This window comes from Stenotrophomonas sp. TWI700, from assembly GCF_039673645.1.
In the GTDB taxonomy this organism is placed as follows: Bacteria; Pseudomonadota; Gammaproteobacteria; order Xanthomonadales; family Xanthomonadaceae; genus Stenotrophomonas; species Stenotrophomonas maltophilia_AA.
The window spans coordinates 392252-404995 of sequence record NZ_JBDJMB010000001.1; the positions used below are offsets into that span (position 1 = coordinate 392252).

General features: G+C 65.3%; 5 protein-coding genes. All 5 read right to left on the reverse strand.

What is annotated here, in order from left to right:
- Positions 1-4: 4 nt before the first annotated feature.
- The 5 genes from ABE473_RS01680 to ABE473_RS01700 all read right to left on the reverse strand — a co-directional run bounded on the left by ABE473_RS01680 (position 5) and on the right by ABE473_RS01700 (position 12571).
- The gene (locus tag ABE473_RS01680) at positions 5-637 is read right to left on the reverse strand and encodes a response regulator transcription factor (RefSeq protein WP_346488252.1); all 633 of its coding nucleotides are present in this window, start codon (positions 635-637) and stop codon (positions 5-7) included.
- Positions 638-1067: 430 nt separating this feature from the next.
- Positions 1068-4328, reverse strand: coding sequence for an autotransporter outer membrane beta-barrel domain-containing protein (locus ABE473_RS01685; RefSeq protein WP_346488253.1), 3261 nt, complete (start codon positions 4326-4328; stop codon positions 1068-1070).
- A gap of 210 nt (positions 4329-4538) precedes the next feature.
- On the reverse strand, positions 4539-7097 hold the full coding sequence (locus ABE473_RS01690) for an autotransporter outer membrane beta-barrel domain-containing protein (RefSeq protein ID WP_346488254.1): 2559 nt from the start codon (positions 7095-7097) through the stop codon (positions 4539-4541).
- Between the two features lie 28 nt (positions 7098-7125).
- Entirely contained in the window at positions 7126-9525 is a 2400-nt protein-coding gene (locus tag ABE473_RS01695) for an autotransporter outer membrane beta-barrel domain-containing protein (RefSeq protein ID WP_346488255.1), read from the reverse strand.
- A 397-nt stretch (positions 9526-9922) separates the two neighbouring features.
- The gene (locus ABE473_RS01700) at positions 9923-12571 is read right to left on the reverse strand and encodes an autotransporter outer membrane beta-barrel domain-containing protein (RefSeq protein ID WP_346488256.1); all 2649 of its coding nucleotides are present in this window, start codon (positions 12569-12571) and stop codon (positions 9923-9925) included.
- Positions 12572-12744: the final 173 nt, after the last annotated feature.

Below are 12744 nucleotides of genomic sequence, written 5' to 3' on the forward strand. Positions count from 1 at the left end.
TGTTTCAGGCGTTGCTCGGCGAGAGGCCGACACGACGTGCATAGCCCATCAGTTCGAACTCGGTGACCAATCCAAGCCGCTTCATGGCAGCGCACTTCTGGCGGCTGATGGTGCTGACGGTTCGGCGATGGAACGCTGCAATGTCACTGATTTCCATGCCGTGGGCCAGCAGCCGCACGACCTCACTTTCGCGCGCGGTGAGGCGTGCTTCGCAGCGTACTGGCGCCTCTAGAGCACGCAGCACCTCGGTCGAGTAATACGTGTTACCCGCGAGAACCGTTTGAACCGCTTCGATAAGAACGCTCAATGCGCTGGTTTTTTCCAGGATGCCGCCGACGCCGAGCTTGGCGATCGCGCGCAGCACCTCCGTGTTGCTGAACGAGGTCACCACCAGCAGGCGGACATGGGGAAACTCCCGGCCGATACCTGCCACCATGCGTACGCCGTCAGGCCGGCGCCCCCACGGCATGGAAAGATCGGTGATGACCAGATCACACAGGCGCTGCGACAACAGGGTTTCCAGCTGTTCGGCATCAGCCGCCTCTCCCACCACGGTATAGCGGGCGTCGCGGCTGAGAATGGCGTGCAGGCCAGTGCGGACAACCGGGTGGTCATCCGCAATGAGAATTCGTTTCATGGCAGGGCCTCGAAGTGATACACACGGACGCGACGAATCGGACCGGCGCATGCGGCTGCATGTGCATCGACGGCGTATTCGTCCATGAACACTCACGGTGACCGGGCACCTGCATTCAGCGCCCGCTTATCTCACGTGGTGAGCCACCACGCTAGGCGCGTTCCCACTAGCTCGCCATGCATCAACTTGAATAAACGGAATTCTGTGCTGCCGGTCGCAGACGTGCTGTTTCCGTCATGCTCGGCCAATCGCATGGAGGGAACCTGCCCCAGCGAATGCCATTGCCCCCTCTATCGCGCTGTGAGTCGCTGCCGCGCTGCCGCGGGGCAGCGTTTCGCCCGTTGGTCGAAACGGAAAACGCCCCGGAGTCCCGATGGACTCCGAGGCGTTTTGTGATGCCATGGCGCGGCTCAAAGCGCCGCGATTTCCGCTACCAGGTGCTACGCAGGCCCACCTGACCTGTCATCTCGCGGTATTCACCGTCGCCGCGCTGCAGGCCCAGGTCAACCCAGGCCGTCCAGCGCGCAGCCAGTTGCAGCGAAACACCTGCTTTCGCTTCATAGCGGTTCTGCGGCAGGCCGCCCGATACCCGCTCGCCATCCAGGCGCAGGCTGTTCCCGTGTGATTCACGCAGCCAGTTCACCGCCACGAAAGGCTGCACGCGATTGCCCGCTTCAGTAGCGGCATCGCCGAACACACGCACGCCCATCCGGCAGCCGAGGCCACCGGCGTCGCCGTCTGTCACCACCGTGCCGTTGGCTTCAACGTGGTCACTGGCACTGAAGCGGGTGTATCCGACCTGCAGCTGCGGCTCGACGAACACCGTGGTGCGTGCGCCGTCCACCATCTTCACGGTGTATCCGGCTTCCAGCGAAGCCGAGGCTGCGCGGCTGTCGTACCGCTCCTTGGCCAACGCATCGCCTTGCACCGTATTGGTGAAGCGTGCGTACTGCACCCAGCCATCCAGGTAGAGCCCACTCGTCCGAGCGAAATCCTGCACCCAGCTGCCGTACATGCCGAGCGTCCGGCCCTGCACCGTGCCGCGTGCGGTGTAACCCGTCAGCCTCGAGGTCACCGTGCTGTCGGTGCGCCCCTTGCCTGCCATCACCCCGAGCTGGACGCGGCCTTCCGGGCCGAACGCGAACAGATCCGTGCCCAACTGCAGCACGTTGCCGTCTCCGCTGACATCGAGCTGGCCGCCGACGACGCCATAGTCGGCCTGCTTGCGGGATGCACGCACCCACGCACCGGGCTCACCCCTTCCACGGGCGGTGCCGCCGGTGCGGTCGTGCAGGCGCATGCCGAACATGCCGGTCGCGGCTGCCTGGTTGGCCAGGTAAGCACCGGCTTCGGGCCGCAGCACGGGCACCGGCGGCGGGGGCGACCCGCACTGCGGCAGGGCTGGGTCGATTTCGCACTGCTCCGGCAGTGTGATCACGCAGCCAGTCGCGGCGGGATCGGCGTCGCAGGGGTTGGTCGGCGCGTGCCATTCCGAACGCAGATACCAGTCGCCGTCGTCGGGATCGGCCACGCCGCCCTTGAACAGGAAGTACTCGTACTGGCCGCCGACCGCTCGACCACCCAGCTGAAAGTCGGCGTCGGATGCGCCATCCACTTGGACCACCTGGATCCCGTTGACGGTCTGCGCGCCCTGCCCGCCGACGTTGTTCACCCACAACTCGGCCGTACCGCGGGTGTCGCCCTGCACGTGCAGGCGGTCGATGGTCGATCCGTCGTCGGCCAGTGCGCCGTTGAACAGGATCTGCGCGTTCTGCGTGTCCAGATCGCCGGTGACGGTGAGCGTATTGAAACCGTCCGCCCCGGCTTCGGACAACGCCACCACGCTGTCATGCACCGTCAGCGCGTTGACGCTGGCATCGCCGGTCAGGGTCCACTGGCTGTTGCCGGTCAGCGAGAGGGTATCCAGGGCGATGCTGCTGCCCGTCCACGCGGAGCCATTGCTCAGGGCAAGCTGGAGGGTCGGCAGTGCCATCGGGCCGGCGTCACCTTCCGGCGGAAGCACCACGATGGCGCCGCGGGCTCGCACGTCCTGGTCGAAGGCCAGCGATACGGTACCGGTCACCGAGTTGTCGAACGCGATCAACGTGCCGTTGCCGCCGATCAGCTGCGCGCCGTTGGCGATCCGCAGCTCTCGCAGGCTCCGTGCCCAGATCGCGCCATGCTGGGCGCTCACCAGCGAGCCACCGTCGATCTCCAGGCGGCCCTTGTCGTTGATCACTGCGCCCCATGCGCCCGCGCCTTCGGTGCGCACATGGGTGCCCTTCAGGGTCAGGCCACCGGCGCCTCCGCTCAGCAGACCATAGGCCTTGTCGCCGGTGGTCAGAATCTGACCGCCGTCCAGGTTGATGATGCCCCCCAGGCGCGCCACCGCACCGATGCCGCCGAAGCCAGCGGTGTGGACGTCCACATTTTGCGCGCTGATGACCGGACGCCCACCGCCGGTATCCTGCGAGGCATACAGACCGTGCGACGAAGCACCGGCAGTCACTAAGCGAGTGTCATTGAGGGTGACCTGGCTGGCGCGGTTGTCCAGCGCCACTGCGTTGTCTGCCGAGGTCTGCAGATGGCTGTGGCTGACCTGCACGGTGGAGGCATTGGGGGCCCACAGCGCGGTGCGGCCGGTGGTGTAGATCTCCACGCGGTCAAGCACGGCCGTGGCGCCGTAGCCGTTGACGTTGACGCCCAGGCCGGCGCTGTCGATGCGCGTGCTGGTGATCGTCGCCTTGGCGTTGTTTGCAAGATAGACGCCGTCACCGCCTGCCTGTGTGGTCGAGATACGCGAGTTGCGGATGTCGGCATGGCTGACGCGCCCGTCTACGCTCACCCCATGCCCGGTACTGATGATGTCCACGTTGTCGAGCACAGCCACGCCACCCACGCCGACGCCGATACTTGAGTCGCCGCGGGTTTCGATCCTGCTGTTGGACAGGTGCAGCTCGGCGTCGGCCTGTGCGCGCGCGCCGGCACGCGAGTAGCCCTCGGTAATGATGGTGACGCCATCGCCGTCGATCCTGCCGCCGTTGCGTGCCAGGAGGCCCTCACCCCCCGTCGCGTGGATCTGGACCTTGTCCAGGCTCACACTGCCCCCATCGGCCTGCACGCCGTACGTGCCGGACTGGTGGTTGGTAATACTGCCGCCAGTCATCGCAACGTGCGCGCCGGATAGGACGTTCAGGCCGTTGGAGAAGTTGCCGTGGGTCTCCAGGACGGCATCGAACAGCTCGATCCGCGCGTTCTTCGTGGCTTTCACCGCATCGCTGTTGCTGCCGTCGGTGCGCACGGCCAGTCCACCAACCGCCGCCCGGATGACACCGCCATCGATTGCGGACAGCCCGGCGGCACCGTTGCCGGTCGTGCGGAGGGTGGCGCTGCCGAGGTCGATCTGGCTGCCGATACCCGTGGCATGTGCGGCCGCCGCGCCGTTGCCGCTGGTCACGAGGTTGACGTCGCCCAACGGCGAGATGGTGCCGCCATTCAAGGCATGGAAGGCATAGCCGGCCGTACCGCCGGCATCCACCGGCTCGGTGGTCACGTAATCGCCGGCGGCGGGGTTCTGGGTGTCGCCGTCAGCGACGACCTGCTGCGCGAGGACGGGATGGGGGAACAGGAGGGCCGACGCAATGGCGATGGCCAAGGCGTGCGGCGCAATGCGCGAACGGGGGGACAACATGGGGGAGTTCCTGGAATGGATGAGCCGCCCCGCATCGGCAACCATGTGGCGCGCCAATGCAGAAGCTCGAAGATGCTGACCGCATCAATCGAGAGTTCCCATGCAATTAGTTTCAAATTTCGTTCTGCTGATTTGTATCCTGCATTTCCCACGCCAAAGGCCGGTGCGACGGATCGCACCGGCTCCGCAAGGCGTCGAAATTACTCGGTATTACCAGCTGCTACGTAGGCCCACCTGGCCGCTCACATCCTTGTAGCCACCGTCACCTCGCTGCAGGGCCAGATCGCCCCATGCCGTCCAGCGGCCGCCGAGCTGCAGCGATGCGCCGGCTTTCGCTTCGTATCGATCCTGCGGGAGCCCACCAGCGACGCGCTCGCCATCAAAGCGCAGACTGTTGTCGCTGGATTCGTGAATCCAGTTGAGCGCCACGAACGGCTGCACGCGGTTGCCGACCTCGGTGTTGGCGTGGCCGAAGAAGCGCACACCGACGCGGCTTGTGAGGCCGTCGGCGTCGCTGCCATCGATGACCGTGCCGTTGGATTCGGCATGGGTGTCTGCGGTGAAACGGGTGTAGCTCAGTTGCAGTTGCGGCTCGACGAACATCGCAACCCGCTCGCCATTGGCGACCTGGACGCCGTAGCCAACCTCGACCGAGGCGCTGGTAGCCTTGCGGTCGTAGCGTTCCTTGCTGAGCGCGTCGCCCTGCACGCTGTTCTTGAACTGTGCATGGTTGGCCCAGGCATCCAGATACAGGCCGGTGGTCGCGGACGGAGTCTGCAGCCAGCTGCCGTAAACGCCGATTGCCTGCCCTTCGACCTTGCCCTTGGCGGAGTAGCCGGTCAGGCGGGACGTCACGGTAGTGTTGGCACGGCCGCTGCCCAGCATCACACCCAGCTGGCCCCGGCTGCCCTCGCCCCAGGTAAAGACATCGGTGCCCAGCTGCAGCACATCGGTATCGCCGTTGACGCTGAGCTGGTCGCCGATGACGCCGTAGTTGGCCTGATTGCGCGAAATACGTACCCAAGCGCCCCGCTCGGCAAGTCCGCGGGCAGTGCCACCATTACGATCATGGAACCGCGTGCCGAACATCTGCACCGCCGCACTCTGGTTGGCCAGGTACGCGCCCGGCTCCGGGCGCAGCACCGGCGCCGGTGGCAGACACTGCGGCAAGCCCGGGTCGACGAGGCACTGCTCCGGCAGGGTTATCACGCAACCCGGGGCGCTGGGATCGGCCAGGCAGGGATCCGGATCCGGCGGAATGACGGGCGTGCAGCCCGGCAACGACGGATCGGCATCGCAGGGGTCCGGCACGGCAGGCAGTTCCGAGCGCAGGTACCAGTCGCCATCGTTGGGATCGGCCTTGCCGCCCTTGAACAGGAAGTACTCGTACTGGCCGCCTACTGCGCGGCCGGCCAGATCGAACTGACCGTTGGAGGAACCATCGACCTGGATCAACTGGATGCCGTTGATGGTCTGCGCGCCGACGCCCCCCACATTGTTGACCGCCACGTTGGTCTGGCCGCTGGTGCCGCCGTTGACGATCAGTGTGTCGCTGGCTGCAGTGTCGTCGCCGAGGACGGTATTGAACAGCAGGGTGCCACCGCTGCCTGCGTAATCCCCGGTGACGGTCAGCGTGTTGAACGTGGTGCCGTCGCCGAGCGCGACCGTGCCGCCCGCCCCCACCGCCAGGTGACCAACATCACTGTCGCCCGTCAGCTGCCAGGCGCCCCCTCCGCTCACCGCGGCCGAGGCCACGTTGTCGAACTGCCCTGCGATCCGTCCATTGTTCTGCAGCACAACGAGGGTGGTGGCATCGGCGCCGCTGACCACGTTCCCCGCGAGGTCGCTGGCTTCCACCGTGAAGGTCACCGGAGAAAGACCGGCAGCCACGGCGTCCACACTCAGAATCGTGCCATTGCCGCCGACCAGCTGGGCACCGTTGCGGACGGTGATGTCCACGGGCACGAAGAGGTTCCGGTCGTTGAGCGAGATGCCAATCGCGGCACCGCTGCCACCTTCAACATGGGAGCCCTCCACCAGTACGCTGGCAGCCGGGTCGCCGCCGCCAGCCACGGTGGCCGGCCGCATGCGGATGCCATGAATGCCACCACGCACATCGCTTCCGCCGGTTACCTCGACTGCCCCTCCCGGGCTGGAAATGCCGCTATCGGATACGCCGATAAGCTGGCTTCCCACCACGCGGAGTCTTGCCACCGGCGCCATCAACACCCCGTGCTGCCCCCCATGAATCAGACTGCGCTCAAGCACGCCGACGGTGGTGGGATACAGTGTGTTGATCGGGTCATAAGCAAGGATCACGCCGGTATAGCCACCGCGAACCTCGCTCTCGAGGACATGCAGTGCAGAATCCTGGACGCGTATGCCTATGACGGTACCGCTTCCTGCATCGATGAACGAACCCGCAGTGACGACGACAGAGGAGCCCATTTCCGCGGCTACAGCCGCTCTGGCGGATGTGGCGCTTCCCGTCACGATCGCACCGGTCAACAAAAGCTGCGAGCGCGCCAGCGTCTGGATCTGCAGCGTCTCGCCGCCAGCAGTGACAGCGAGCGTCGCGCCGTCGCTGACAGTCCAGCCTTCCACCGCATCTCCCGCATTCACGGTATGGCTTCCGTCAGCGGGTACCGTGCCTGCAAACCCCGGCGCCGAGGCGGAGCCGAGAATGAGCATCACCGCGGCGGCCAGCATCTTGGGCGGGAGCGCAGGGCTGGAACGTGAGTGACCGCGCGTCGGTGCATGCATGTTCATGGCCTTGATCAGGGGCGTCCTGCCGTCGTTACCAACTGGAGCGAAGACCGATCTGCCCGGCCACATCCTTGTAACCGCCATCACCGCGCTGCAGACCCAGATCACCCCATGCCGTCCAGCGGCCGCCCAGCTGCAGCGAGGCACCCGCCTTGGCTTCGTAGCGGTTCTGCGGCAAGCCACCGCTGAGCTGTTCGCCATCGAAGCGCAGGCTGTTTTCGTTCGACTCGCGGATCCAGTTGACGGACACGAACGGCTGCACGCGGTTGCCGGCATCGGTGTGGGCATGGCCGAAGAAACGCACGCCCAGGCGGCTGGTGAGGCCATCGGCGTTATCACCATCGATCACCGTGCCGTTGCGCTCGACATGCGTATCGGTGTTCAGGCGGGTATAGCTCAACTGCAGCTGCGGCTCGATGAACATCGCAACGCGCGCGCCATCGGCGACTTGAATGCCGTAACCGGCCTCGACGGAGGCGCTGTTGGCGGTGCTGTCATAGCGCTCCTTGCCCAGGCCATCGCCCTGAACACTATTCTTGAACCGCGCATGCTGGGCCCAGGCGTCGACATACAGCCCGGTCGTCTGCGCCGGGTCCTGCAGCCAGCTGCCATAGACACCGATCGCCTGTCCTTCGACCTTGCCCTTGGCCGAGTAGCCGGTCAGTCGGGACGTGACCGTATTGTTCGCACGACCACTGCCCAGCATCACGCCGAGCTGGCCTTGACTGCCTTCGCCCCAAGTGAACACATCAGTGCCGACCTGCAGCACATCGGTATCGCCGTTGACGCTGAGCTGGTCGCCGATCACGCCATAGTCGGCCTGATTGCGGGACACGCGCGCCCACGCGCCGCGCTCGGCAAGTCCGCGGGCGGTACCGCCATTACGATCGTGGAAGCGCGTGCCGAACATCTGCACCGCCGCGCTCTGATTGGCCAGATACGCACCCGGCTCCGGGCGAAGCACCGGTACCGGCGGCAGGCACTGCGGCAGGCTCGGATCAATCAGGCACTGCTCCGGCAGCGTGATCACGCAGCCCGGCGCATTCGGGTCGGCCAGGCAGGGGTCCGGCTCCGGCGGTGCGACCGGCAGTTCAGAGCGCAGGTACCAATCGCCATCGTTGGGATCGGCCTTGCCGCCCTTGAACAGGAAATACTCGTACTGCCCCGCCACCGCACGGCCGCTCAGGTCGAACTGGCCGTTGGAGGCGCCGTCCACGCGGATCAGTTGGATGCCATTCACGGTCTGCGCACCGGCGCCGCCGATGTTGTTGACCGCCACATTGGTCTGGCCGCTGGTGGCGCCGTTGATGATCAGCTTGTCGCTGGCCGAGGCGTCATCGGCAAGTACGGTGTTGAACAGCACGGTGCCGCCGGCACCGGTGTAATCGCCGGTGACAGTGAGGGTGTTGAACTTGCCGCCGTCGCCCAAGGCGACGGTGCCGCCGCCGTTCAAGGCCAACGTGCCCACATTGCTATCGCCAGTGAGCGTCCAACGAGCACCATCACCGATCGCGGTGCTGGTCACGTTCGTCATTTTCCCCAGAAGGGTCGCACCGTTGCGGAGCGTAATGTCGGCGGTGGCAGCGCTATTGACGGAAATGTCACCCACGATGTCACTCCGGTCGACGGCGAAGTCAACCGCGTTGCCGCTGAACACTTCCAGCGCGATACCATTACCACCGACCAGCTGACTGCCGTTTTGAATATCGATAGCCGCATTGACGCGACCGGCATCCCAGCCTTCGTACCAGCCCACAGTAATCGCACTACCTTCCACTCCACGGATGATCGAGCTATCGACCGTGGTTTCTGCTTCCCTGGATATGACCACGGCGCTGTTATAGGCGCTTTGGATAGCAATACCTTCCTGGTGACCCGTCACCTCGCTGCTCGCTACCACGGCATTGCCACCGCCCTGGAGGAAGCCCGAGTACTGGGTGGCAATTACCACGGAATCGCTGATGCGCGTCCCGCCCGAGGACACATCGGTGCTTCCAACAGATCTGACACCGGATGTTCCACTGATCTGGCTGCCGGCGGAAATAGTCAACAGACCTTGACTATTAGAGACGCCGTCCCCGCCTTTTACAGTAGCTGCGGAAATCGTCGTTACCCCCCTCCCACCGCGAAGGCTGCCGCTGACCGTTGCCCCCGTGACCGTGATTAGCGCGCCTTCGCCCAGCGCCTCGATGTCAAGCGATTCGGCGCCTTGATTCAGCGTCAGACTGCCGCCTTCGCTGACCCTCCATGCCTCAACAGCATCACCGGGATTCACTATATGCGAACTGTCTACGGGCACGGTGCCGGCCAACGCCGGCTGCAGATGCAGCGCCATCAACGCCAAACTGACAGCGGCGGCGAGTGCGGCAGGGCGACGGCGCGAGCCCGGGAGATACGCTTGGCGCTGCGCGGAAAGAGAATGCTGGGTCATTGGAACTCCTGGGAGGGGACACGATCTGAAGGAGGTAGAACACCTCCTTGACCAACAGCGTATTCATCCTTCGGGGATGATGCTATGCAACAAATACGAAAGGTGACTGGATGCGGTGCTTCCGCCTGTCGCAGGGGGCTGCGCTTTTGTGATGCAGCTCACCGCTGGAGCGTACAGGGCGGCGTAAGCAAGTCAATATGAACAGGCGGTAGCGCGAGGGGAGATTCGTCGTCAGCAGCCCACCGTTATAGTCGTGGCCAGATATGACAAGGCCGCCGCGATTGCTCGCGGCGGCCTTGTTTCTCGGTGGGCGCGGCCAGCTATTCGCCCGAGAGGTCCGACCATGGGGCGGACCCACCATTTAGTCAATATGCTCTACCTTGGGTCGGACGCTGCCTTACCACCCGGCGCGCAACCCGATCTGGGCGGCCACTTCCTTGTAACCGCGGTCGCCACGCTGCAGCCCGAAATCACCCCAGGCGCTCCAGCGCTCGCCGAACGTCAGCTGCGCGCCGGCCTTGGCTTCGTAGCGGTTGTTCGGCAGGCCACCGGCCAGCTGCTCGCCATCAAAGCGCAGGCTGTTTTCGCTGGACTCCCGAATCCAGTTCACCGCCACAAACGGCTGCACGCGATTTCCACTGTCCAGCTCGGTATGGCCAAACACGCGCACACCCACACGGCTGCTCAGGCCATCGGCATCGCTGCCGTCGATGATCGTGCCGTTGGTTTCAGTCAGATTGTCCGCATCGAAACGGCGGTAGCTCAGCTGCAGCTGCGGCTCCACGAACAACGCACTGCGGCCGCTGTCGTAGACCTTGAAGCCGTACCCGGCCTCGGCCGTCGCGGTGCTGGCACGGCTGTCGTAGGTTTCCTTGGCCAGCGCATCGCCCTGGACCGAATTGTCGAAGCGCGCGTGCTGCAGCGAGCCGTCCAGGTACAGGCCGCCCTCCTGATGCCGCTGCTGCGACCAGCTGGCGTACACGCCGACCATGTTGCCGGTGACCTTGCCCTTGGCCGAGTAACCGGTCAGGTCCGAGGTCACGATGTTGTTGGCGCTGCCATGGCCAGCCATCACACCCACCTGGCCCCTGCCCTCGCCCCATGCCCACACATCGCTGCCCACCTGCAGGGTATTGGTATCACCATCGACGCTGAGCTGGTTGCCGATCACGCCGTACTCGGCTTGCGTGCGGGTAATGCGCGCCCACGCACCGCGATCGTCGGCGGTGCCACTGCGATCATGATGACGCTGGCCGAACATCTGCACGGCAGCGGTCTGGTTGGCCAGGTAGGCACCCGGCTCCGGGCGCAGCACCGGCACCGGCGGTGGCTCGACAACGGCCGGCTCGCAATCCGGCTGGCCGGCGTCAACGCTGCACGGCAGCGGACGCGGCGGCGGTGGCTCCACGACCGCCGGATCGCAATGCCCCTGGCCCGGATCCACGCTGCACGGCACCGGCGGCGGCGGCGGGTCGCATTCGCCCTCGGCGCTGCACGGGTCCGGCTCGTCGTTCAACTCCGAGCGCAGGTACCAGCCGCCATCGTCAGGATCGGTCTTGCTGCCTTTGTGCAGGAAGTACTCGTACACCCCGCCCACCGCACGATCCTGCAGTTTGAATCCGGCGTTGGACTCGCCATCAACGGCAATCAGCTGGATGCCGTCCTCGGTCTGCGCGCCACGGCCGCCCACGTTGTTGACGGCGATGTCGCCCTGCCCGCTGGTGTTGCCCTGCACCCACAGGTAATCGGTAGGTGAACTGTCATCACCCAGCGCGCTGTCGAACACCAGCGTGCTGTCGTCGATGGCGAAATCCCCCCGCACGATCAGCTGGTCACCCACGCTGCCCGCGCCAATAAGCAGGGTGCTCCCGTTGCGCAGACTGACTTCATCGACCTGCGACTGGCCCCAGGCGTCCCAGCGGCTCCCGTCCAGCGCCACGTCGAGTCGTGATGTGGCGTCGGCGAACGCACTGCCCTGCAGGCGAGAGCCCTTGGCCAGCAGATCGATATGGCCGCCATTGGCTGCCCAGGCCAGGCCTTTGCCTGCCTCCACGGCCACGTCACTGTTGTCCAGGCCGAGGTGGATGCTGGCGCCGTTGTCGGCTACTACTGCCTGCCCGCCCCGCCCGATGAGGGTGGAATCGACGGCGCTGATCCGGTTGACGCTGTCGGGCACGCCAGCGAACAGGATGGCGTCTCCACCGTCCAGTACGCTGCCGCCCGTCAGGAGCAGCTCGTTCTCCCTGCCGCCCAGGAACTGTACGGCGTGGCTCTGCCGTGACCGCACCGTGGTGTTGTTGTCCAGGCGGACAATCGAGCCAATGCCCTCCGGGCTGCCCCGGTCATCGTAGCCCGCCAGGATACCGACGCTGCCCGCGCCGCGGGTCTCCACACTGGCATCCACCAGGCCGACATCGGCGCGATACACCATGCCCGGTGCCCCGGTGATGCCCCATCGCATTGACTGCGCATGGATGCCGTGCGCAGCGTCGCCCGCGGTGTCAACCCTGCTGCCCTGCATGCGGACGAAGCCGCCCATCATGTACACACCGATGGCACCCTGACCACGAGTCTGAATCTCGCCGCCGAGGTAACCGACATTGTTGACGCCAGCAATCGTCATGCCGTGCGACTGTGCGCCGGTCGTACTCACGTTACTGTCGCGCACCGTGATCGTACCGACCCTGTTCAACGCCCCGGTAGCGTTGTCGAACGCGATCGAGCTGAACTGCAGGCCCGATGCCCTGTCGCCCGAGGTGCTGAAATCCGAATCCTCGATGACTGCGTCGTAGACGGCGCCATTGTTGTGGTACTCGCCGCCGTAATACCCCAACGCCGCCATGTCCTCGCCCGTAGTCACCACCTGTGTCCGTTCCAGCCGCAGGTTGCCGCGATCGATGCTCACCGCCGACCAGTCGCGCGTGCCGCCTGCCTCGTAGTTGGTCACCTTGGAGTCGTATATCTCGGCATGCGCGTACGTCGGTGGGATTATGTGATCGAGATCGGCATCCCGAATGATGACGGTCTCCGCCGCTGAAGCGACCACGGGATGCGCCATAACGGCGAGCGAAGCGGCAATGGCAATGCAGAGCGAAGTGTTCCGCGCGGAATGAAGCGTCATGTGGCAGTCCAGGTGCTGTGGCCGGAGAATCCGAGGGTGCGACTTTCCTGCCCGGCCGCATGGCTGCGGTCGAGGAGGGTCGTCGTTTCGGCAAGGCC